This window comes from Mycobacterium gordonae (assembly GCF_002101675.1).
GTDB lineage: Bacteria > Actinomycetota > Actinomycetes > Mycobacteriales > Mycobacteriaceae > Mycobacterium > Mycobacterium gordonae.
In genome coordinates, this window is the sequence record NZ_LQOY01000012.1 from 65,032 (window position 1) to 87,361 (window position 22,330).

Below are 22,330 nucleotides of genomic sequence, written 5' to 3' on the forward strand. Positions count from 1 at the left end.
CATCGATCTAGGAATGAGCAAACGCGGTGCTGCTCGCCGTGTGGGTAGGACATCTTGCACTTCCTAACGGCCTACGCGGGCTTGCGCGCCGAATCTTCCGCGCTGGCCGATGGGACCGGCTCGTCGCCGGCTGTCCGGGCCGCGCCGGCGGCGAGGTGCTTCAGCAGCTCGGCCTGGATCAGCCGGCGCCCGGGCGCGAGCCGGTGCGAGAGCCCGTTCAGCAGGATCAGCGTGCGCCCGACGAGCGCGAAGTCCTCCGGGATCTTGCGCAGGCTCGTCTCGCCCAGGATCTCGAAGAAGCCAGCCTCGGTGTCGCTGTCGCCGATCGTCATCAGCATCAGCGTGCGCAGGTTGTCGGGTTTCATCGAGGCGACGTCGAAGCCGAGCTGCTCGGCCGCAGCGAACGCGGATCGCGAGTCGCCGATCATCGATGAGACCATCATCGTCGCAACGAGCCGCGCGAATCCTGGTGGCAGCTCCTTGGCCAAGCCGAAATCGAGGAGGCCAATCCGGGCATCAGGCAGGATCAGTAGGTTTCCGGGGTGCGGATCGCCATGGAAGAAGCCCTGTTCAAAGATCATGGTGCCGTAGAGCGCGCCGATCTTGCGCGCGATCTCCGCGAGCTTGTGGCCCGCCGCGACAAGCTCTTTCGTGCGCGCGACCTGAATGCCTTCCAGGTACTCGAGCACGATCACGTTGTCACCGCACAGCTCCGGATATACGCGGGGGACGACGACGAAGGGGACGTCACTGAGGTTCTTCGCGAGCCGCTCGGTCGAGCGCACCTCGCGCCGGAAGTCGAGCTCAAACTCGATGAAGCGCGTCGTCTCGGTCACGAGCGCTCGCAGGTCGATGCGCCGCTGCACGAGCATGACGATCCCGACGACGCGGCACAGCATGCCGAGGTCGAGCGGAATGATCCGCGGAATCTCGGGATAGCGGATCTTCAGGACGACCTCGCTGCCGTCGCGCAGCGTCGCGCGATGCACCTGCGCCAACGAAGCGGCGGCGAGGGCCCGGCGGTCGATCGTCGCGAAGACCTCGTCGAGGGGGCGGCCGAGGTCGCGCTCAACGAGCGGCCGCAGCGTCTCGAAGGGGCGCGGCGGCACCGCGTCGTGGAACTGGCTCAGTTCCTCGATGAAGGGCGCCGGGAAGAAGTCGGCCCGTGCGCCCTGGATCTGGGCGGCCTTCGTGAAGGCGCCGGCCAGCGAGAGCGCGACGCGCTTGATCTCCCGGGCCGCTGCGCCGTGTGCGCGCTGCCAGTCGGCGTCGTTCGTAGGCCACAGCGCGGTGCGATCGCGCGCGCGGAGCAGCAGGTAGCGGGGCAGGACGCGCAAGACGGCAAGCGCCACGCGCAGGACTCGGACGATTCGGAAGTGCCGGATCACGAAGCCGCAGAGCGCCTTTGCTATCGATGTACCGATAGGGGAGGCGCTTCGCGCGCGCTTGAGGCGATCGTGGGCACGGTGTTATTGTGGCTGGTCAGTCGGTCATTCTCAACATTGTGCTCGCCCAGAGGACCCCGCCATGACGTCTCGTGTCTGGCAGCGCTCGGCGCCCTCTCGCGACCGGTCGTCACCCCCTCCTTCTCCGAGCGGCTCCGCTGACTTCGACCTGTTCCTGCCGTTGCGGAGTGCCGGCTCGCTCGAGAACCCCTACCCGATTTACTCCGTGATCCGCACCGTGCGGCCCGTGCTCGAGGTGCCGGTCCCGAACTACGCCGGCCCCGGCGTGTGGATGCTCACGCGCTACCGCGACGTCCACTCGGTGTTGCGCGACCCGCGTTTCTCGGTCGAGCGGCTGCGCGCGCCGCTCATGCGCGACAACCTCGACCGCATGCCGGAGTTTCTGCGCCAGAGCGCGACTGGCATGCGCTCGATGCTGATCATGGACCCGCCCGACCACACGCGTGTCCGCAAGCTCGTCAACCAGGCCTTCACGCCCAAGCGTGTCGCCGCCCTGCGCGGCCACATCGAGGTGATCGTCCGCGAGCTCGTCGACGAGGCGCAGGCCAAGGGCTCCTTTGACCTGATTCACGATGTCGCCGAGCCGCTCCCAGCGATCGTGATCGCTGAGCTGCTCGGTGTCCCGGCGGAGGACCACCGGCAGTTCCGTCAGTGGTCGAGCGCGATGATCAACGGCTTCGCGTCGCCCGGCGCCGAGGCACGCGCGACTGGCGCAGAGGCGGCGCGCCAGATCTTCGACTACCTCGCCGATATCATCGCCGCCCGCCGCCGTGCCCCGCGCGAGGACCTGATCAGCGCGATGATCGCGGCCCAGGAGGAGCGCGACGCGCTCACCGATGCCGAGCTGCTCGCGACCGGCAACCTGCTGCTGCTGGCCGGCCACGAGACGACGACGAACTTGATCGGCAACGGCACGCTCGCCCTGTTGCGCGAGCCCGATCAGTGGAAGCGGCTGGGCAAGGAGCCCGCGTTGCTCCCGACCGCGATCGAGGAGCTGCTCCGCTACGACGGGCCCGTGCAGGCGACGGTGCGCGTCGCGCTTGAGGACGTCGCGATCGACGATCAGGTCATCCCGGAGGGCTCGCTCGTGCTGGTGAGCATCGGCTCGGCGAACCACGACCCCGACACGTTCGAGAACCCAGACCAGCTCGACCTCGCGCGCGTCCCAAACCCACACCTCGCGTTCGGGTTCGGCACGCACTTCTGCCTCGGAGCGCCGCTCGCGCGGCTCGAGGCGCGGCTCGCGTTGGACGCGCTGACGCAGCGGTTCCCGGGGCTCTCTCTCATGAACGACCGGCCGGTGTACCGGACGAATCCGGTGCTACGCGGGCTCACGAGCCTAGACGTGGCGGCATAGACGGTAGGTGCCCATAACGGCGAATTGCGATGTCGTCAGCGCCACAAGGCAGCTTCACAGCCAGGCATTGCGGCCGCCCACTCACGTCATCTATGGCGCCGGCTGACGGTGACATTCGGGATCGGCAGTGGCGTGGCGAGTACCGTCAGCTCACGTGGAGATCTCCTGCGCGTTCGCGACGTCGTCAACCACTCCCGAACACGTCGAGCTGGCTGAGGAGCTGGGCTACAAACGTGCATGGCTCTACGACTCGCCGGCACTCTACCCCGACGTGTGGATGGTGCTGAGCCGGTGCGCCGAGCGCACGACTCGCATCGGCCTCGGTCCTGGGGTGCTTGTCCCCAGCCTGCGACATCCGATGGTCAACGCCGCCGCGATCGCCGAGCTCGCGGATCAGGCACCCAATCGTGTGGCCGTCGCGATCGGTTCGGGGTTCACGGGGCGCTTCACGCTGGGGCAGCGACCGATGCCGTGGCGGCGGGTCGCCGAGTACGTCCGCTGTCTCAAGGCGCTACTGGCAGGCGAGCCGGCCGAGTGGGACGGCGCCACGATCCGGATGCTGCAGCTTCCCGGCTTCGGCGCGCAGCGGCCGCTCGCTGTGCCCATCCTGATCGGCGCGGACGGTCCCAGGGGATTGGCGGTCGCGGCCGAGCTGGGCGACGGCGTCTTCTCCGCGGCCGTCCCTCAGCCCGACGCCGTGGAGGCGGCCGACTGGCGCGCGTTGCTGGCGTTCGGCACCGTCCTGGACGACGGCGAGGAGTTGACGTCGCCGCGGGTGGTCGCCGCCGCCGGCCCGGCCGCTGTGGTGCTCTACCACGCGATGTACGAACGGGGTGGTGCGGCGGCGGTCGACGCGTTGCCCGGCGGACGTCGCTGGCGCGCAGCGATTGAGACTGTGCCCCAACACGAACGGCACCTTGCGATCCACGCAGGTCACCTCGTCGAGGCGAACCCGAGGGACGCACCTCACGTCGCGGACCTGATCCCGATGGCCAGTTCGATGGCTTTGACGGCGACCCGTGACAAGATGCCGGGCAAGATCGCCGCTTTAGGCGCTTCGGGCGTCACCGAAGTGGCGTATCAGCCGGCGGGTCCGGATATCGAGCGTGAACTACGTGCGTTTGCGTCCGCTGCCGGCCTGACCGGCGTCGGCAACTAGCTCGCTGTAGTCTGCTACGCCAGGACCACCGCACCAATCACGCACGGCCACAACGTATCCGACAGTGCTGTGCGGTCGGAGTTCAGTGACGTCGTTAAGCCGATGGTGACCGCACGATACCGCGGAACCCGATGTGGCTCATGCCGGTATCGATGGGTTGCGTCTGCGGGCGGCGGGGCGGTAACGCTCTTCGACACCGCGCCGGCCAAGCCCAATTTCACTGTCCAGCAGTCAAACGCTACGGATGAGCTAAGTAACCCAGAGTGTCTGGGCTCAACCGGCACAGAAACGTCAGCCATCTTGCAGGCCCAACAGGTGCTGACAGGTCCCACTAACGGCAGTGGAGATACCCGTAGCCGACTGGATATGGCGCACCCGCACGACGTAGTTGACCAGTGTCAGCACTGCTTGCACCTGCAGCCGAGCCACCGACTCGCTGAGTTCGGGCCGGAATTGCCTCAGCAGATGGACCCATTCGTCGACGTAGGTACGTTGTGCTGCCAGCGCCGCGTCGCGATGCGGCTCGGGCAGATTGCGCACCTCGGTCATCAGCAGGTCGACCAACGCCGGGTGGGCCAGCGCGAACTCCACGTAGGAACTCACCAGGCTGCTGAGTGCGGCGGCTGCCGTGTTCGACGCAGCAAGCACATCGGAAGCCTGCATGTACAGGTATGCGGCGCCGCGGGACAGAGCGGTGGCCAGCAGGTCGGCCTTGCTGGCGAAGTGGCCATAGACGCTAGGGCCCGCCATCCCGAGCGACGCCGCCACGTCCTCAATCCCCACGCTCGCGTAACGCCGTTCGGCGAACAACTGGATCGCCTTCTGCAGCAGGGCTTCTCGTCGGGAATGCGGCAGCAAGCCGGTCGGCCGGTGCCGCCCTTCTACCATCGCAAACCCGACGGGTGCTTGCGCGGTCAGTACCCGGCCAGTGAGTTCGGCCAATAGTCGGGCCTGCTCTTTGGCGGACAGGTCCGATTGATAGAACGACGGACTGACGACAACGCCAAGGATCATCCAGGCGAACAAGTCCCTGGCGTCGCCGTCGAGGTCGGGCCGCACGGCTTCGAGAAATTCGGCCAGCCCGCCCGCCAGATCCTGGCTCGCGGCGCGCAGTCGTGTCTGCGTGTCGCCGGACAGATGCCGCGCCTCGCGTTCAACCAGTATCCCGATGTGCCTGCTCGTCACGGCCAGCTCGGCAAGGTCCAGCAGAGACTGTTCGGCGTCGGTGAACGCCATGCCGCTCACGACTGCCGTGAACGACTCAAGACCGTTGAACACGAGTTCCTCCAGCAGCTCCTGCTTGCTGGAGAAATGCCGGTACAGCGCTGACGGCCCCACGGCCACGGCCTCGGCGATGTCGCCCACGGCGACGTGCTCATAGCCCCGGGCACAGAAGAGCTCGGTCGCGGCCTCCAGGATCAAATCCCGACGGTTGGCTGGCCTGGTGCCCCGCTCCGGACGGGGAACTGTCGTCACCCCGGTGCACCCCTTCCCTCCGCCACTGCGCGGCAGCGGTGAACGACAGACAGCCTAACGCCGGACTGCCGACGCCGGCTTGCCACCCTGATCCACCGTAGTCTAATTTAAGTGAATATCTAATAGTCTATTGGAGGTCAGATGGCCCGTCGCGTAATCGTCGCCGGCGTGGGGATGATTCCGTTCGCCACACCAAGCCGCACCGAGTTATACACCACGATGGCAGAAGGATCCGTACGCAATGCCCTGGCTGACGCGGGTGTCGACTACTCCTCAGTGCAGCAGGCCTACGTGGGCTATGTGTATGGAGACTCAACATCTGGCCAAGCAGCGCTGTATGGCGTGGGGCAGACCGGCATCCCGATCGTCAATGTGAACAACAACTGTTCGACAGGGTCCACCGCGCTGTGGCTGGCACGCCAGGCCATCGAGAACGGCGCCGCCGACTGCGTGCTGGCAGTGGGTTTCGAGCAGATGCAGCGGGGCGCGCTTTCGTCGATGTGGACCGACCGGCCCAGCCCGTTCGACCGGTTCGACGAGGCGACCCGGACCCTGCAGGGCTGGGATGACGCCGCTCCGATGGCGGCCCAGTACTTCGGCGGTGCGGGCCGGCAGTACGCCGAAACCTACGGCACCCGACCCGAGACCTTCGCCCGCATTGCGGTCAAGGCGCGGGCGCACGCCAAGAATAATCCGTACGCGGTATTCCGGGACGAGGTCACGGTCGAAGATGTCCTGGCCTCTCCGCAGATCTACGGGCCGCTGACCCGCCTGCAGTGCTGTCCGCCGACCTGTGGTGCGGCGGCTGCGGTGTTGGTCAGTGAGGAGTTCGCCCGCAAGCACGGCATACGGGTAGACGTGGCGATAAAGGCTCAGGCCATGGCGACCGACTCCTCGTCAACCTTCAGCGGCGACATGATCAAAGTCGTTGGCTACGACATGGCCAAGGCGGCCGCCGACCAGGTCTACGAGGCTTCGGGGGTGGCGCCGGAAGACATCCGCGTGGTCGAACTGCACGACTGCTTCACCGCCAACGAGCTGCTCACCTACGAGGCTCTCGGCCTGACGCCGGTCGGCACCGCCGAGAAATTCATTCTCGACGGTGACAACACCTACGGCGGCCGGGTGGTCACCAACCCGTCGGGCGGGCTCCTGTCGAAGGGACACCCATTGGGTGCCACCGGTCTTGCGCAGTGCGCCGAACTGGTCTGGCAACTGCGTGGGCTGGCGCAGGAGCGCCAGGTGGATGATGCCGCGGTGGCCCTGCAGCACAACATCGGCCTCGGCGGTGCCGCGGTCGTCACCATGTACGAGAGGGTGAGCTGACCGTGGCGCTGAATCCCAGCGTGGTCGGCACCGAATTGCCGACGACCACAATCACTCTGGACCGGGGCAGGCTGCGCTTCTTCGCCAAGGCGATCGGCGAGACGAACCCCGTCTACACCGACGTCGACGCCGCGACCGGTGCCGGGCATCCCGACCTCCCCGCGCCGCCGACGTTCCTGTTCTCGATCGAACTCGAAGCACCCGACCCGTTCGCGTATCTGGCGGCGCTCGGCGTCGACCTGCGCTTCGTACTGCATGGCGAGCAGAGCTTCGTCTACCACGAAATCGCCTACGCAGGTGACGAGTTGGTGGCGCACCCTCGCATCACCGACGTCTACACCAAAAAGGCCGGCACGCTTCAGTTCATCGTCAAGGACACGGCCGTGATACGCGCCGACGCCACGCCGATCGCCGACCTGCGATCGGTGATCGTCGTTCGCAACCCGGGAGGCAGCGCATGACCGTCATCGATTCGATTGCCATCGGCACCGAGCTTCCGCCGTTGACAGTGCCCGCGATATCGCGGTCGACGCTGGCACTTTTCGCCGGCGCGTCCGGCGACCATAACCCGATCCACATCGACCTCGACGCCGCGAAATCCGCTGGGGTGCCCGACGTGTTCGCCCACGGGATGCTGTCGATGGCCTATCTGGCGCGGCTGCTGACCAACTGGGTCCCGCAGCAGAACCTGCGCTCGTATCAGGTCAGGTTCGCCGCGATCACACCGGTGCACGGCCGGCCCACCTGCACCGGCCGGGTCAGCTCGATCGAGGAGATCGACGGCGAACGGCGCGCCAGCGTGGAACTCACCGTCACCCTCGCCGATGGCACCGTCACGCTGTCCGGCGACGCCGTCATCGCAATCAACTGAAAGGCGCTGTCACTCATGGGAACTCTGCACAGCAAGGTCGCCGTCGTATCGGGATCGGGACGAGGCATCGGTCGCGAGATCGCGCTCAAGCTCGCCGCCGAGGGCGCCTCGGTCGTCATCAACGACCTCGACGCCGACCCGGCCGCCGAGACGGTGGCGGCCATCGAGGCCGCGGGTGGCCGTGCTGTCGGGTGCGTCGGCAGCGTGACCGACGAAGGCTTCGGCGAGCGGTTCGTGCAGACGGCGATGGACGCCTTCGGTGGATTGGACATCATCGTCAACAACGCCGGGTACACGTGGGATTCGGTGATCCAGAAGATGACGGACGAACAGTGGGATGCCATCGTCGACGTCCATCTCAAGGCACCGTTTCACATCCTGCGGGCCGCTCAGCCGGTGATCAGCCGACTGGTCAAGAGCGCCAACGAATCCGGGCAGCCGGTCAGCTGCCGCAAGGTGGTGAACATCTCCTCGCTTGCCGGGCTCGGCGGCAATGCCGGGCAGGCGAACTATGCCGCCGCCAAGGCCGGCGTCATCGGCCTGACGAAGGCGCTGGCCAAAGAATGGGGCCGCTACAACGTCACGGTCAACAGCGTGGCATTCGGGCTGATCAAGACGCGGCTCACCGAATCAGCCGCCGACGGCGACGGAACCATCACCGTGCGCGGTCAGGAGATCAAGGTCGGCGTCAACCCCGGCTTGCTGGCAGCCATGGAGCAGATGATCCCGCTCGGCCGCTCCGGCACCCCGGCGGAGGCGGCCGGGGCCGTCTACCTGCTGTGCACGCCGGAATCGGACTACATCAGCGCCCAAACACTGGTCTGCGGAGGCGGATTCAACTTTTAGCCGACCACGCGCGAGATCCACGCTGCCGCGACATCCATGAAGTCCGGGTGATTGAAGAGCTCGGCCTGAGCCTGCGCCTCGATCTCCTCGACGGCGCGGTCGAAGTCGGCGGTTGCGGCGAGCCGCAATGTCCGTTTGACCGAGCGGATCGTCCGCGCCGGCGCCCTGACCACCTCCGCCGCGAGCCGCAATGCCTCGGCCAGGGCATCGTCGACGACGGCAGAGACCGCACCGATCTCGGCGGCTTCGCGCGCGTGGATGATCCTCGCCGTCAGCAACAACTCCAGCGCCCGGTCACGGCCGGCAGCTGCCGGCAAGGTCTTGGAGAGCCCATAGTCCGGGCCGAGTCCCATCTGGGCGAATGTCGCACCGAAACGGGCCGAGGTCGCCGCGATACGAATGTCGCAGGCGAGGGCCAAGCCCCACCCTGCACCGGCGGCCGGACCGTTGACCGCCGCGATCGTCAGCTGCGGGAGCCGGTGCAGCGTGAGCACCGGCCGGCTGACCTCTTTCATCATCGCGAACGTCGAGTCGGACTCCGCGAGCACCGACAGGATCTTCATATCGGCGCCGGAGCAGAAACCCCGCCCCGCACCGGTCAAGATCACCACGTGGACGTCGTCGTCGGCGGCGAGCCGGCTGAGTGCAGCATCCAGGTCGGCCATCAACTCCTCGTCGAGCGCGTTGAGGACTTCTGGGCGGTTGAGTTCCACGACCGCGATGTGCTCGGCTGGTTGCGTAGTGCGGACGACGTCGGCGGTCATACCCTCAGAATAGCTATTCGGCCTTCACTTATGTGAAAAGATCGCGGTGCGGAGGGGCTTTTGTCTTCCGGATTGAACCTAATGATATTCACTTATACTGAAGGCGCAGCGGCGTTCGAAGGAGATCCCCATGGCCAGTGCGCCTGTCGTCAGCAGTGTGCGATCGCCCCGACGGCGGGGATTGAGCCTGCAGACCCAAGACCGGGTCGAGGTTGCCGACCTTCTCGCCACCGCGCGGGCACGCTATCCCGGCATCGGCTCGGCCTCCGCCGTCACGGACTGCGCCGAAGCGCTCGACGTGCTCGACGAGGTGTGGCGCGCCGCCGTCGACGCCCTTTCTGGGACGGCGCCGCCGGACGCGCACGACATCGAACTGCTCTCCCGCGTCAAGTCAGCGCTCACCCGCATCCATGCGAGCGAGGTCGAGCGGGTCGACACTGCGCTGGCCAGCCTGCGTGACGCTATCGCCGAGCTCGAACTGATCGATGATCCCGCCCATCTGCTCGACCGCGCCGCAATCGCAGCTACCAATCTCGGATTCGACCGCGCGCTGATCTCCTCGGTGGCCGACGGCCAGTGGGTGCCGGTCGCCGGGCACATCGAACGTGATCCCAGCTGGGCGTCGCAAATAGTCGCCGCCGGGCAGGAACACCCGGAGGTCATCGACGCGGCGCTGCCCGAGGCCGAAATGCTGCGCAGGCTGCGGCCGATCCTGGTCGACGATGTGCACCGGCTGCCGCGCTGTTATGCCACCATCATCGACATCTCCAAGGGCCAGCGGTATGTCGCGGCGCCAATCATGTCCTGCCGCAACGTGATCGGCTTTGTCCATGCCGACTCGTTCTACCGGTCACGCCGGTTCACCAACAGTGATATTCGCCTGCTCGGCTTGTTCGGCGAATACTTGGGGGCCACCATGTCGCGCCTCACGATGCTCGACGAGCTGCGTGCGCTGCATGCGCAGGTAGATGGCATCACCTCCCGGATCGCCGAATTGGAGTGCAGCTGGTCCGGCCGCACCCACCGCCGCCCCTCCCTGGGCCGCGGCGCGCTCGACGCGGCGGGACCGCACCGGGGCACGGCCAGCGTCCTCACTCGCCGAGAACTCGAGGTGCTCGAACTCGTCGCCAACGGCGCCACCAACGCGCGGATCGCCCGGGCGTTGACCATCTCCGAAGGAACGGTCAAGGGCCATATGAAGCACATCTTCCGCAAACTCGGCACGGCCAATCGCGCCGAAGCGGTGTCGTACTGGCTGCGGCTGAACTCCTGACCCCGGCTGTCCATTGGGGGTGCAAACAGACCCTCTTGGAGGGATGCTGCCCGCCCGCATCCCTCCGACACTGAAGGTCAACGCAATTCACGCGTGCACTGGAGGCACCATGCAAATCGAGGGCATTCTTCCCGCCACGTCGGACAACAAACCCGACTACTGCGACATCGAGGTATCGAGCAAGTCGTTCTGGGCCCGTCCGGCACTGCAGATGGATGAGGTGTTCGCCCAACTCCGCGCCGAGCACCCGGTGTCCTGGCAGCGTCCCATCGAAGGTGCCGTGGTGCCCGACCCCGACGATCCCGGCTTCTGGGCGGTCGTGCGCCACGCCGACATCAAGCGGGTCAGCCACGACAACCAGACGTTCGTCTCCGGCCAGGGGGTGTTCTTCGACCGGCTGCCCCCATTGTTTCTGGAGATGGCGCTGTCCTTCCTGGCAATGGACCCACCCAGACACGACCAGTTGCGCCGGCTGGTGAGCAAGGCTTTCACCCCGCGCCAGATCAAACGGATCGAGGACAAGATCGAGCTGGCGGCCAAGCAGATCGTCGATGACATCGCCACCGATCCGTCGGGCGAGATCGAGTTCATGGATCGCTGCGCGAGCCTCCTGCCAGTGCGGATGTTCTGTGAGATGTTTGGCGTGCCAAGCCATCTCGAGGAGGCCACGGTCAAGCACGTCATCGGTGCGGTGTCCTGGGCCGACGAGGAGTATCTGGCCGGACGCGCCGCCGCCGAAGTGCAGTTGGAGTCGATCGCTGGGCTGCACCAGGTGGCTCAGGAGATCATCGAACTGCGCCGCCGCGAACCCGGCGATGACATCATTTCGTCGATGACGCAGGCCGAGATCGACGGGCAGCAACTCACCGACTTCGAGATCGCCTCGTTCTTCTGCCTGCTCTCCGGCGCGGCCACCGACACCACAAAAACTACCCTCGGCCACGCGGTACGGGCCCTGTCGCTGTTCCCGGAGCAACGCAGGTGGCTGCTCGAGGACTTCGACGCACGGATCGGCACCGCCGTCGAGGAGTTCATCCGCTGGTCGACACCGCTGCTCACCTTCAGCCGCACCGCCGTCGTCGAGACCGAGTTGGGCGGACAGAAGATCATGCCGGGCGACAAGGTGGTGATGATCTACCTGGCGGGCAACTTCGACGGCGACGTCTTCGAGCACCCCCGCACATTCGACCTGTCCCGCTCACCCAATCCCCACGTCAGCTTCGGCGGCGGCGGTGTCCACTACTGCCTGGGTGCCAATCTGGCCCGGTCGATGCTGCGGGCTGAAGCGCGGGAGTTGTTCACGCGCATACCGGAATTCGAGACCGGAGAGCCAGACTTGTTGGGCACCAACTTCATTCACGGGATCAAACGCCTGCCCTTCCGCTTCACCCCGCAATGACCAAAGGCATGTACCTGACGCAAGGACTGCACCGGTCGCTGCGGGCCACCCCGCACGCCACGATGACAATTTGTGGCGAGCGGGTCCGCACCTTCGCGGATGTCGCCGACCGCGTGGCCCGACTGGCCGGCGGATTCCGGTCGCTGGGGGCGCGCGGGAATGACCGTATCGCCGTCCTGTCCCTGAACTCCGACCGCTACCAGGAGTACTTGCTGGCGACCGTGTGGGCCGGCTGTGTGGTGAACCCGATCAACATCCGGTGGAGCGCCGCCGAGATCGCCTACAGCCTGCGTGACTCCGACTCACGGATGTTGCTGATTGACGACACCTTCCTGTCACTGCTTCCCGAACTTCGTTCGCAATTCGCGGATCTGGCCAACGTCATCTACTGCGGCGATGGCGCGACGCCTGACGGAACCGTCGCCTACGAGAAGTTGATACGGACTAGCGATCCCGTGCCCGACGCTCACCGCAGCGGCTGCGACCTCGCCGGGGTGTTCTACACAGGAGGAACCAGCGGGCACCCGAAGGGCGTCATGCTCAGCCACGAAAATCTGATGACATCGGCGATGGGCGGACTGGCGTCGGGGTTTTTCCTGACCTCAGGTGGGCCGCTGCTGCATGCCGCACCCATGTTTCATCTCGCCGACCTGGCGATCTGGCTGGAACAGATGATCCGGGGCGGTGCGCATGTCTTCATCCCGTCCTTCAAGCCCGAGTGGGTGCTAGATGCGGTGCAAAGACACCGGGTGAGCGACCTGCTGCTCGTACCGACCATGGTCCAGATGCTCGTCGACCACCCGTCGCTGCCCGACTGCGACACCAGCAGCCTGCGGGCGGTCATGTACGGCGGGTCGCCGATCTCGGCCGCCCTGCTGGAGCGTGCGGCGGTGCGGCTGCCCACGGCTTCGTTCGTGCAGGCCTATGGAATGACAGAGGTGTCCCCAATCGCCACCCTGCTGTCGCCGCAAGACCACCACGACCCGGTAGTGCGTCGATCGGGAGGCACCGCGGCGCCGCACTCCGAGGTTCGCATCGTCGGCGACGACGACGCCGAACTGCCGCGTGGTCAGGTCGGCGAGATCACCATCCGCGGCGGCCACGTCATGGCCGGGTATTGGGGCAAGCCCGAGGAGACCGCGGCCGTGCTGCGGAACGGGTGGATGCACACCGGCGATGCCGGCTACATGGACGAACGCGGGTACGTATTCGTCGTCGATCGCATCAAAGACATGATCGTGTCCGGCGGGGAGAACGTGTATTCGGTCGAGGTTGAAAACGCGCTGGCACGCCACCCCGCGGTGGCCACCTGCGCCGTGATCGGTGTCCCCGACGAGCGCTGGGGTGAGCGGGTGCACGCCGTTGTGGTGCTGGCACCGGGGCAGCGCGCCGACGATGAAGAGCTGGGGGAGTTCTGCAAGTCACTTATCGGTGGCTACAAGATCCCCCGCACGTTCGAAGTCGTCAGCGAGCTACCGTTGTCGGCTGCGGGCAAAGTCCTCAAACGGGCACTGCGTGCAAAGTATTGGGCAGGCTCCGACCGCTTGATCGGCTGAGCGCTAGATCAGCTAACCACCCTCTGGCGCAACCACTTCGGCGCGGCTCAGGCCGTATTCGCGGCCGCAGCCGCCACGACGATGGCATAGGCCCGCTTGGAGTGGTCGGTCCCCATGTCGACATGCACGAATTTCTGCTCGGTGTATTCATCGAGGGCATGGGGTCCGAGCTCGCGTCCGAGACCGCTTTGCTTGACCCCGCCGAATGGGTACGCCGCGTTGACCATGTGCCAGTCGTTGATCCATACCGTGCCGGAGTCCAGTTGGCGCGCAATCGCCAACGCGCGTTGCGTGTCCGTACTCCACACCCCGGCAGACAATCCGTAATCGCTGTCGTTGGCTATCGCGACGGCCTCGGCGTCGTCGGCATACTTGATCACGACGAGCACCGGCCCGAAGATCTCCTCCCGTGCCACCCGCATGTCGTTGGTGGCACCGGTCAAAATGGTCGGCGCGACCCAGTGGCCATCTGCGAGCCGGGGCACCGTCGGAGTCGCGCCCTGGAATGCGATCTTGCATCCGGCCTCTTGCCCCAGCGCGATGTACTTCTCCACCCGGGCCTTTTGCACGGCAGATATCAACGGACCGACGTCGGTGGCCGGGTCCATCGGGTCGCCGACTACAAGGGTGGACGCGCGGGCAACCAGCCGTCGCACGAATTCGTCGTGGATCGAATCATGGAGCAGCAAGCGGGTTCCGGACTCACAGGCTTGACCGCTCATCAACAGGAATCCGAACAGGGTGCCGTCGACCGCAAGGTCGAGGTCGGCGTCGTCGCAGACAATGTTGGCGCCCTTGCCGCCCAACTCGAGGGTGACCTTCTTGAGGTTGTCGGCGGCGGCCCGCATAACACCCTTACCCACTTCGGTCGAACCGGTGAAGGCCACCTTGCGAACGTCGGGATGCTCGGCCAGGCGAGCACCGACCACCGGCCCGGGGCCGGTAACCACATTGAGCACACCCGCTGGCAAGCCGACTTCATGTGCGGCCCTGGCGAGTTCGAGCAGGGTAAGCGGAGTTTGATCGTCAGGCTTGAGCACGATTGTGTTACCCGCGGCCAGAGCGGGGCCCAACTTCCACACCGCGAGCAGCAGCGGAAAGTTCCACGGCACGATACCGGAGCAGACTCCGACCGGCTCCCGCCGCAACACGCCCGCGGCCAGCGTCGGCTCTTCGATCAACGGCCCGGTTTCCTCGAAAGCATACGAACGGGCCTGCGAGGCAAAGTATTTGAGGTGAGCAATCGAGTAGCCCACAAGAAAGGCGCCCGCCGCGCGTACGGTCGCGCCGTTCTCATAGACCTGTAACGCGGTCAACTCCTCCGACCGGGCGGCAAGGTTGTCGGCGATCGCATCGAGAATACGAGCCCGCTCGCTGGGTGCTGTCATGCGCCAGACGCCCGATTCATGTGCTGACTTTGCCGCGGCGACGGCCTCGTCGGCGGTGGTCACATCACCTTGGGCAACGGTCGCGACCAGTTCACCGGTCGCGGGATGACGCACCTCTAACGTGCGTGACGTGTCACACCAACGTCCGTCGATGTACATCGAATAGTGCGGAATATCAGTCATGTCTTCCTCGCTCGAAAGATCGTCGTTGCCGGGGTTAGTTTCGTCATCGAATCCGCCTGAGTGATCGCGCGACGTCTTCCACCACTTGGCGGCATGGTGCGTGGCGCTGACCCCGGCCGCACGGACAGTGACCGGGACTGATGGCCCTGTCGGTAGCGGCGGCCGTGGGTGCGGTCATCTGAAGTCCCTTCTAGCGGGCGACCTGGGGTGCGCGTCACGGCGACGTTGACATCCATGCTGGCCAGCGCGGCGGAGGCGCGGCACCGACGCGCGTGCCAATCACTGGCCTGCGCGGGCCACCTCGTGGAACCGACGGTCCGATGCGCCGAACCGGACCCTGGCGACTATCCCCGCCGCTGGCGCGCGCGGTGAAGTCCAGCCGGGCGCACGTCGCATCGGCGATCACGATCGGAATCGGCGGATCGTTCGTTGGGAGCGGCGGCGGCACCCTTAGCACCACCGGCGGCAGCGGCGGCGTCGACACCACGGCGGGTGACGGCAGCGGCAGCGCCACCGGCGGTAACGGCGGTAATGGCGGCGCCGGCGTCTAGCACCGGCGAACTTCGGCTTCCGGCCGACGACGGGCTGGCTGGGGTGGTGACTTGTTCAGCAGAAGCGTTGATGCCATGTTGCGGTCAATTCCGCTTGAAAAATTTAGGTAGTCAACTACTCAAGCCCTCCGCGATTGGCCCGAATACGGTCGGGTTTCGGGCAACCGAATGGCCAGCGACGCGGGAGGTGGGGCAGCAGTGTCGTATGTTTTCGCTGTACCGGAGTCGCTGGGTTCGGCAGCCACGGACTTGGCGCGGATCGGCTCCATCCTGCGCACCGCGCATGCAGAGGCGGCGGCCTCCACGACCAGTGTGCTCGGGGCCGCCGCCGACGAGGTCTCGGCGGCAATGGCCGAGCTCTTTTCGCGCTACGGACGCGAGTATCAGACGCTCAGTGCTCAGGTTTGGGCGTACCACGACCAGTTCGCGGCGGCACTGACCGGCGCGGGGGTCGCCTACGCAACGGCAGAAGCGGCCAACACGAACCCACTGGAAGCCTTCACCCAAGGCGTGCTGAACGCCATCAATGCCCCCACCAATGCTTTGCTGGGCCGTCCGCTGCTCGGCAACGGCGCCGACGGTGCCGCCGGGACCGGTCAAGACGGCAAACCGGGAGGGTTGTTGTTCGGCAATGGTGGCAACGGCGGGTCAGGAGTTGACGGTGGCGGCGTGGGTGGGCGAGGAGGCGACGCCGGGCTGTTCGGTGATGGCGGCCGCGGCGGGGCCGGTGGAACCGGGGCTACCGGAGTTCAAGGCTTCGACACTGCTACGGGTAACGGGGGTATGGGCGGCCCCGGTGGTCAGGGCGGGGCTGGCGGCGCTGGCGGGTTGCTGTGGGGCAACGGCGGTGCCGGCGGAACCGGCGGCACCGGCGGTTGGGGCGGCTACGGCGCCACTGCCCCGAATGCCTTCGTTGCCGGCGGCACCGGCGGCAATGGCGGTGCCGGAGGAATGGGCGGCGCCGGCGGGGCCCATTCGGCTCTATTCAGCCACGACGGCGTCGCAGGCCAGACCGGCGACGGCGGCCGCGGCGGCAACGGTGGCAGCGGCTCCATCAACGGCGGCCCCGGAGGGCTCGGCGGTGATGGGGGGCTCGGCGCGACCGGCGGCCGCGGCGGCGACGGTGGCAGCGTCAGCATCCAAACAAGCGGCAGCAACAGCACAAGCGCCATCGGCGGCAACGGCGGTCACGGCGGCACCGGCACCGTGGGCGCTGGGGGTGCGGGCGGCAACGGTGGCAGCGCATACATCTGGGCCGGTGGCGGAACCGGAAACGCCGTCGGCGGTCAGGGCGGGGCCGGCGGCAGCGGTAGTACCGTAGGCGGCGCCGGCGGCACCGGGGGACCCGGCTCACTGATGGGATACAACTATGGCCCCGGCGGCGGCAGCGGCTATGCCATCGGCGGAGCCGGCGGTACCGGCGGAACAGGGCCGGTCGGCGGCCACGGCGGTGACGCCGCCTACGCATTGAACTGGGGAAGCGGAACCGCCACCGGCGGCAACGGTGGTTACGGTGGCACAGGCAACCCCGGCCACGGCGGTAGCGGTGGTGACGGCGGCGACGCCGAGGCGACTACCCTGGCCAAAGCCTTTGCAGGCTTTGGCGGTTTACCCGGTACCGGGGGAGGCGGGTCGGCCGGCAAGGCGGGAACGGCAAGCCTACTTTAGGCGCGGCGATGGCGAGGCAGCCTCAGCTCATCGAAAACAGTTGCTGCATCACAATTACACTTGCGACCCGCTGCAAAGCGCCCTCCACCGCGATGCGCTGATCGTCTGGGGACTCAAGCAGTTGATCGAGCGCGGTGGAGACCTTTTTCATGTCGTAGATCGGCTGGTCCTTCGCGGCTTGCGAGGCAAACGTATCCCGGTAGAAAACGAGCATCGGGTCGCTCGGGTCGCGCGTCGGCGGCGTCGTGAACGGATGCTTCTGCCGGTCGTACACCTCCGGGATCAACACGTCTTTCGCCGCTTCGCGAAGGACGTGCTTTTCGCGAATGCCCTTGACTTTCAACTGAACCGGCACGCGGGCCGCGGCCTCGGCGACTCGATGGTCCAGGAACGGCACCCGGCCTTCGATCGAGTGGGCCATCTCCATCCGATCGGCGAGATAATTCAGAATGAAGTTCGGCAGAACCGTTTTCGCGTTGATGTAGAGCATCTGATTCAGGTGGTCGCGACCGGTGACGCTTTGCGCGATCGGCAGGCGATCCAGCGCGGCGATCAGCGGCTGAAACTCTCGAACCGAAGCGGGAAGGTCGTCACGAAGCAGTGGTGCCACGCTATTGGTTTGCGCTGCACAAACATTCAGCGTCGCTGGCAGCCAGCCGAGTCTGCGTTCGACGGCCTGCATTTCGGGACTGCTGACTTGATCCGGCATCATCAGCGCGCGAGTCGCGGCGTTGGCACCGAGCATCTCTTCGAGGAGTGCCGATCTCTCCCCGGCACTCAGTGTCGCGTCGTTGTTCAAGGCGTCGACGCGGTAGTACGGATACCCGCCCAGCATCTCGTCGGCCCCTTCGCCGGTGAACACCACCTTGATGCCGGCGGCCCGGACGGCGCGGCTGAGCAAATATTTGGCGACGCCATGCCCGTTGAACATCTGAGTTTCGGCATGCCACACCGCGTCTGCGAAGGACTCCGCAATCTCTCGTCCGGTGATCGGTATCGGGTGGTACGTCGCGCCGACCCGTTTGGCCTGTTCTTGCGCGACGCGGGCCTCGTCGTACAGCGGGTTCTCGAAGGTGAGGGTGAACGCGCGAATCGGCCGGTCCATTTCCTGCTGAGCGAGTCCGAGGACGGCACAGGAGTCGATGCCGCCACTGAGATACGACGCGACCTCGACATCGGCGACCAACCGTTCCCGCACCGCATCCTGCAGTGCCACCCGAAACTCGGCGACGATCTCGGCCTCGCTTCGCGTGTCCGCGCGCATCTGCTCAGCAGTCGGCATCTCCCAATCCCAGTACGGGTAGATGCGAACCCCACCATCTCGGGCTATCGCATAGCAGCCCGGCGGCACGGTACTGATCCCGGCGAACTCCGTTTTCTCATGCGATCTTCCGAACCCACCGGTGGCGCCCTCGAGGTCCCATCTGGCGGGCACACCGAGCGCCAACAACGCTTTGATCTCCGACGCGAAATACACATCGCCGTCCACCACCGCGTAGTAGAGGGGTTTGACGCCGAAGCGGTCGCGGATCGCATACATCGCGCGTTGGCGTTCGTCGGCAATGATCACCGCGAACTCGCCGCGCAGTTGCGTCGCCGCCTGGATACCGCGCTCGGCGTAGAGGTGCAGCGCGATCTCGCTGTCGCTGGCGGAGGAGAAGTGATACCCGCGTGCGCGAAGTTGCTCGCGGATCTCTCGGTAGCCGTAGAACTCGCCGTTCACAACGAGGTGGACCATGCCGCCCGGGCTCGTCATGGGCTGAGTTCCGTTGTCCAGGCCGATGATCGACAACCGCGTGTGCCCCAGCGTCCATTGCCCGTCCCGCGATGTCCAGGTGCCGCAGCCGTCGGGCCCGCGATGCTCCAGGAGCTTGAGCGCGGCGTCACGCCGCTCAGTCGGAAGGCCCCGGCGCGTCATAGCAGCGAATATCCCGCACATCCTTGTGCCCTCCGCCTTTCACGTCGTCCCGCGCCCACCGTCAGCGTCGGCACGATCATGCGCTACCGACGTGCAACGCTGCCATTTGAGCCTAACGCGGGGAGTTTTCAACCATTCCGACTTTTGACAGCGGCGTCGAGGTGAGCGACGCCGCATTTGCCCAGTCTCGGGGGGCAAGACGCAGCTGCACGTCTCAGCAGTGACCGGCACACCTTGCTGATGAGGCGGGGATCCGATCAACAATGTCGGTGCCGCAACAGCGCCAACCGACGCTCCGGTAGTCGCTTGGTAGCGCCGAAAGCGCTACGTGCTTCAGGTTTTTCGCCGGTGCCAGGTAGGGGCAGGTCTCAGTTACCGCCGGCGCCACCGCCGCCGCCACCACCCCCAATGCCGGCATTCGGCTTATTGCCCCCGGTGCCGGGAACCCCGGCGAATCCGCCGGAGCCGGCTCCGCCGTTGCCGCCCTTACCGCCGGTGCCGCCACCGCCGCCATTGCCGCCGGTACCGCCGATGCCCCAGTATTTCGAGTCGCCCTTCGTGTTGCCGCCGCCGCCGTTACCACCGCTACCGCCGGTGCCGCCCTGAGCGCCCAAGACGCCGGGTACGGTTCCGGCGCCGCCGGTCCCGCCCGCTCCGCCTGCGCCGCCGCTTCCGCCGTTGCCGTTGTCCCCGACAACGGCATACCCGCCATAGCCGCCGGTGCCGCCGTTCCCACCGGTCCCGCCCTTGCTCGGGGTCCCGCCGGTGCCGCCATTGATGATGCCGCCGCCGTTGCCGCCGTTGCCGCCTTTGCCACCGCCGCCGGCGTTTCCGCCGTTGTTTCCACCCAGATTCGGGTTGCCCGAGTTGCCGTTGCCCCCGTTGCCGCCGTTGCCGGCGGTGCCGGCGTTGCCACCGCTGGCGCCGTTGCCGGTGCCGCCGCTACCGCCGTTGCCGCCGTTGCCGCCGCTGCCACCGCTGCCACCCGATGTGCCGACCGCGCCTGCTTCACCGCCGCTGCCGGCGTTGCCGCCATTGGCGCCGTTTCCGCCCTGGCCGCCTTTACCACCGCTGAAGCCGCCGTTGCCGCCGTTACCTCCGTTGCCGCCCGCGGCGGCGTTGCCGCCGGTGCCGCCGCTGCCGCCGGTGCCGGCTGTCCCGCCGTTGCCGCCGCCGCCGCCCTTGCCGGCGTTGCCGCCCGCGCCGCCGTCGCCGCCGCCGTTGGGAAAGCCGAGGGCGATGCCGCCGTTGCCGCCGGTGCCGCCGTTGCCGCCAACCGCGCCGCTGCCGCCGTTGTAACCGCTACCGAAGGCGGCCCACGAAGCGTTGCCGCCGCTGCCGCCGCTGCCGCCGTTGCCCGCAGCGCCGCCGTTGCCCGCCTTGGCACCGCTGCCGTTGCCACCGTTGCCGCCATTGCCGCCGTTGCCACCCGTGGCGCCGTTGCCGCCGTTGTGGCTGCTGTCACCGTTACCGTTGCCGCCGCTTCCGCCGTTGCCGCCGTTGCCGGCGTCTCCGCCTAGGCCGCCGCCGGCGCCGCCGTTGCCGCCGTTGCCGCCGGTGCCGCCGTTGCCGGCGGGGCCGCCATTGCCGCCAGATCCGGTATCGCCTGTGCCGCCTACGCCGCCTGAGCCGCCAGCGCCGGCGTTGCCGCCTTTGCCGCCGTCTCCACCGCCACCGGGAGGCCCGCTGCCCGCGCCGTTGGCACCGAACGAACCACCTCCGCTGCCGCCGTTACCGCCGCTGCCGCCCTTGCCTCCCCTTCCGCCGTCGTCCGCGGTCCCGAACAACGCTTCAGCGCCGGCGCCGCCGTTACCGCCTGCGCCTCCGTTGCCGGCATTGCCGCCGTTGCCGGCTATTGCGCCGTACCCGTTGCCTCCGCTGCCTCCGTTGCCGCCGGCGCCTCCGTCGCCACCGGGCCCGCCGTCTTGACCGGCGATAAAGCTGCCGGAGCCGCCATCTCCGCCGTAGTTGCCATTGCCGCCGTTGCCGGCGTTGCCGCCCTTACCCCCGCCAAGTCCGCCTTCTCCACCGTTGCCACCGTTGCCGCCGGTGCCGCCGTTGCCGGCGGGGCCGCCGTTACCTCCCGGACCGGGTGTGCCGCCGTTGCCGCCGAAGCCGGCGTTGCCGCCATTGCCGGCATTGCCGCCGTTCCCGCCGCCGACACCGCCAAAGCCTTGTCCGCCGTTTCCGCCGCTGCCGCCCTTACCGCCGTTGCCGCCATCGCCGCCGGCATAACCGTCCCCGTTGATGATGGAGTAGTCACCCTTTGCGCCATTTCCGGCGTTGCCGGCGTTGCCGCCGTTGCCGCCGTTGCCGGCGATACCGCTCAAGCCCTGCTTACCGCCGCTGCCGCTGCCGGCAAAGCCGCCTAAGCCGGCGTTGCCGCCCGGACCGCCGTTTCCGCCGTCTCCGCCGTTTCCGCCATTTGCTCCGGCCCCGGTGCCCTGGGCGTACGTGGGACCGTTGCCCCCGAAGCCGCCGTTGCCGCCGTTGGCGCCGTTGCCGCCCTTGCCGCCGCTGCCGGCGGTTCCCCCGTTGCCGGCGCCGCCCTGTCCGCCCTGGCCGCCGTTGCCGCCGGCCCCGCCCGCGCCTCCGGGATTGCTGTCGACGTTCGGGTTATCGGCGCCGTTGGCGCCAGAGCCGCCGTTGCCACCGGTCCCGCCGTTGCCGCCGGTTCCCGCCTTGCCGACGGTTCCCGCGGCGCCGGCGCCCGCCCCGGCCAGGCCGGCTTTCCCGGCGCCGCCGCCGGCGCCGCCCTTGCCGCCGTTGCCGCCGTTGCCGCTGTCAGTGTCCAAGTCGGACAAGCCGGTGCCACCCACACCGCCGAGTCCGCCGTTGCCGCCGTTGCCGCCGCTGCCGTTCTTACCGCCGACGTCGGCCAAGCCGCCGGTTCCACCCTGGCCGCCGTTCCCGCCGGCGCCACCGGTGCCGCCGTTGATCTGAACGCCCACGCCGTCTTTACCGGCGGCGCCGTTTCCGCCGTTGCCGCCCTGCCCGCCGTTTCCGCCGTCGCCGGATGTGCCAGCGCTGCCCCCGGCGCCGCCGGTCCCGGCGATGCCGGCCTTGCCGGCGTTGCCGCCGGTCCCGCCGATGCCGCCGTTGCCGCCGCTCTTGCCTGTGGTGACGGCC

At 67.4% G+C, this 22,330-nt stretch carries 16 protein-coding genes and 1 pseudogene; 11 read left to right on the forward strand and 6 right to left on the reverse strand.

The genetic code is table 11. The features are described 5' to 3' along the window. Positions 1–71 precede the first annotated feature (71 nt). On the reverse strand, positions 72–1,352 hold the full coding sequence (locus tag AWC08_RS01230; protein WP_159459947.1) for an ABC1 kinase family protein: 1,281 nt from the start codon (positions 1,350–1,352) through the stop codon (positions 72–74). 175 nt (positions 1,353–1,527) lie between these two features. On the opposite strand from AWC08_RS01230, the gene AWC08_RS01235 reads away from it, so the two are divergent. Beyond that, positions 1,528–2,823 (forward strand): cytochrome P450, encoded by a 1,296-nt coding sequence (locus tag AWC08_RS01235; RefSeq protein ID WP_083271064.1) that lies wholly within the window; start codon positions 1,528–1,530, stop codon positions 2,821–2,823. Between the two features lie 154 nt (positions 2,824–2,977). Continuing rightward, on the forward strand, positions 2,978–3,982 hold the full coding sequence (locus AWC08_RS01240; RefSeq protein WP_069433118.1) for an LLM class flavin-dependent oxidoreductase: 1,005 nt from the start codon (positions 2,978–2,980) through the stop codon (positions 3,980–3,982). A 291-nt stretch (positions 3,983–4,273) separates the two neighbouring features. Here the strand turns inward: AWC08_RS01240 and AWC08_RS01245 are convergent, their stop codons facing one another. Next, positions 4,274–5,458, reverse strand: a complete 1,185-nt coding sequence (locus AWC08_RS01245) for a TetR/AcrR family transcriptional regulator (RefSeq protein ID WP_083271063.1) — start codon at positions 5,456–5,458, stop codon at positions 4,274–4,276. Between the two features lie 141 nt (positions 5,459–5,599). Between AWC08_RS01245 and AWC08_RS01250 the strand changes: the two genes are divergently transcribed. Genes AWC08_RS01250 through AWC08_RS01265 form a run of 4 tightly spaced genes read left to right on the forward strand, consistent with a single transcriptional unit; the run spans position 5,600 to position 8,501 of the window. Then, positions 5,600–6,784 carry a lipid-transfer protein gene (locus AWC08_RS01250; protein WP_069433116.1) on the forward strand — a complete coding sequence of 395 codons (1,185 nt, stop codon included), beginning with the start codon at positions 5,600–5,602 and terminating at the stop codon, positions 6,782–6,784. Positions 6,785–6,786: 2 nt separating this feature from the next. Beyond that, on the forward strand, positions 6,787–7,245 hold the full coding sequence (locus AWC08_RS01255; protein WP_065135727.1) for a MaoC family dehydratase N-terminal domain-containing protein: 459 nt from the start codon (positions 6,787–6,789) through the stop codon (positions 7,243–7,245). Beyond that, positions 7,242–7,655, forward strand: a complete 414-nt coding sequence (locus AWC08_RS01260; protein ID WP_065135728.1) for a MaoC family dehydratase — start codon at positions 7,242–7,244, stop codon at positions 7,653–7,655. The genes AWC08_RS01255 and AWC08_RS01260 overlap by 4 nt, the downstream gene beginning before the upstream one ends. A 15-nt stretch (positions 7,656–7,670) precedes the next feature. Continuing rightward, a complete protein-coding gene (locus AWC08_RS01265) occupies positions 7,671–8,501 on the forward strand; it encodes an SDR family NAD(P)-dependent oxidoreductase (RefSeq protein WP_069433115.1) in 831 nt (276 codons plus the stop codon). Here the strand turns inward: AWC08_RS01265 and AWC08_RS01270 are convergent. Then, complete coding sequence (locus AWC08_RS01270) at positions 8,498–9,265, reverse strand: enoyl-CoA hydratase/isomerase family protein (protein WP_069433114.1); 768 nt, start codon at positions 9,263–9,265, stop codon at positions 8,498–8,500. The genes AWC08_RS01265 and AWC08_RS01270 overlap by 4 nt on opposite strands. Positions 9,266–9,395: 130 nt before the next feature. Here AWC08_RS01270 and AWC08_RS01275 point away from each other — a divergent pair, with 130 nt between their 5' ends. From AWC08_RS01275 to AWC08_RS01285, 3 genes are all read left to right on the forward strand, one after another. Next, positions 9,396–10,538 (forward strand): helix-turn-helix transcriptional regulator, encoded by a 1,143-nt coding sequence (locus AWC08_RS01275; RefSeq protein ID WP_083271062.1) that lies wholly within the window; start codon positions 9,396–9,398, stop codon positions 10,536–10,538. Positions 10,539–10,647: 109 nt separating this feature from the next. After that, complete coding sequence (locus AWC08_RS01280; protein ID WP_069433136.1) at positions 10,648–11,937, forward strand: cytochrome P450; 1,290 nt, start codon at positions 10,648–10,650, stop codon at positions 11,935–11,937. A gap of 8 nt (positions 11,938–11,945) precedes the next feature. Beyond that, entirely contained in the window at positions 11,946–13,493 is a 1,548-nt protein-coding gene (locus tag AWC08_RS01285) for an acyl-CoA synthetase (RefSeq protein ID WP_069433137.1), read from the forward strand. Positions 13,494–13,540: 47 nt separating this feature from the next. Here AWC08_RS01285 and AWC08_RS01290 read toward each other — a convergent pair whose 3' ends face one another. Beyond that, positions 13,541–15,064 (reverse strand): aldehyde dehydrogenase family protein, encoded by a 1,524-nt coding sequence (locus AWC08_RS01290; RefSeq protein WP_069433112.1) that lies wholly within the window; start codon positions 15,062–15,064, stop codon positions 13,541–13,543. A 320-nt stretch (positions 15,065–15,384) separates the two neighbouring features. Here AWC08_RS01290 and AWC08_RS36215 point away from each other — a divergent pair, with 320 nt between their 5' ends. Beyond that, positions 15,385–15,615 carry a hypothetical protein gene (locus tag AWC08_RS36215; RefSeq protein WP_069433111.1) on the forward strand — a complete coding sequence of 77 codons (231 nt, stop codon included), beginning with the start codon at positions 15,385–15,387 and terminating at the stop codon, positions 15,613–15,615. A 198-nt stretch (positions 15,616–15,813) separates the two neighbouring features. Continuing rightward, entirely contained in the window at positions 15,814–17,283 is a 1,470-nt protein-coding gene (locus tag AWC08_RS38900) for a PE family protein (RefSeq protein WP_085087323.1), read from the forward strand. A 22-nt stretch (positions 17,284–17,305) separates the two neighbouring features. Here AWC08_RS38900 and asnB read toward each other — a convergent pair whose 3' ends face one another. Together asnB and AWC08_RS36220 are read right to left on the reverse strand one after the other, a co-directional pair. Beyond that, on the reverse strand, positions 17,306–19,222 hold the full coding sequence (asnB, locus tag AWC08_RS01305; RefSeq protein WP_069435584.1) for an asparagine synthase (glutamine-hydrolyzing): 1,917 nt from the start codon (positions 19,220–19,222) through the stop codon (positions 17,306–17,308). A 347-nt stretch (positions 19,223–19,569) separates the two neighbouring features. After that, positions 19,570–22,330: pseudogene (locus tag AWC08_RS36220) on the reverse strand (PE family protein); the annotation flags it as partial.

What these genes read in the sequence shown, in the direction of transcription:
- AWC08_RS01280 (WP_069433136.1), top strand. Translation starts at nt 10,648, where the DNA reads ATGCAAATCGAGGGCATTCTTCCCGCCACGTCGGACAACAAACCCGAC.
- AWC08_RS01270 (WP_069433114.1), bottom strand. Translation starts at nt 9,265, where the DNA reads ATGACCGCCGACGTCGTCCGCACTACGCAACCAGCCGAGCACATCGCG.
- AWC08_RS01275 (WP_083271062.1), top strand. Translation starts at nt 9,396, where the DNA reads ATGGCCAGTGCGCCTGTCGTCAGCAGTGTGCGATCGCCCCGACGGCGG.
- asnB (WP_069435584.1), bottom strand. Translation starts at nt 19,222, where the DNA reads ATGTGCGGGATATTCGCTGCTATGACGCGCCGGGGCCTTCCGACTGAG.
- AWC08_RS01265 (WP_069433115.1), top strand. Translation starts at nt 7,671, where the DNA reads ATGGGAACTCTGCACAGCAAGGTCGCCGTCGTATCGGGATCGGGACGA.
- AWC08_RS36215 (WP_069433111.1), top strand. Translation starts at nt 15,385, where the DNA reads ATGCGCCGAACCGGACCCTGGCGACTATCCCCGCCGCTGGCGCGCGCG.
- AWC08_RS01290 (WP_069433112.1), bottom strand. Translation starts at nt 15,064, where the DNA reads ATGACTGATATTCCGCACTATTCGATGTACATCGACGGACGTTGGTGT.
- AWC08_RS01285 (WP_069433137.1), top strand. Translation starts at nt 11,946, where the DNA reads ATGTACCTGACGCAAGGACTGCACCGGTCGCTGCGGGCCACCCCGCAC.
- AWC08_RS01235 (WP_083271064.1), top strand. Translation starts at nt 1,528, where the DNA reads ATGACGTCTCGTGTCTGGCAGCGCTCGGCGCCCTCTCGCGACCGGTCG.
- AWC08_RS01250 (WP_069433116.1), top strand. Translation starts at nt 5,600, where the DNA reads ATGGCCCGTCGCGTAATCGTCGCCGGCGTGGGGATGATTCCGTTCGCC.
- AWC08_RS01260 (WP_065135728.1), top strand. Translation starts at nt 7,242, where the DNA reads ATGACCGTCATCGATTCGATTGCCATCGGCACCGAGCTTCCGCCGTTG.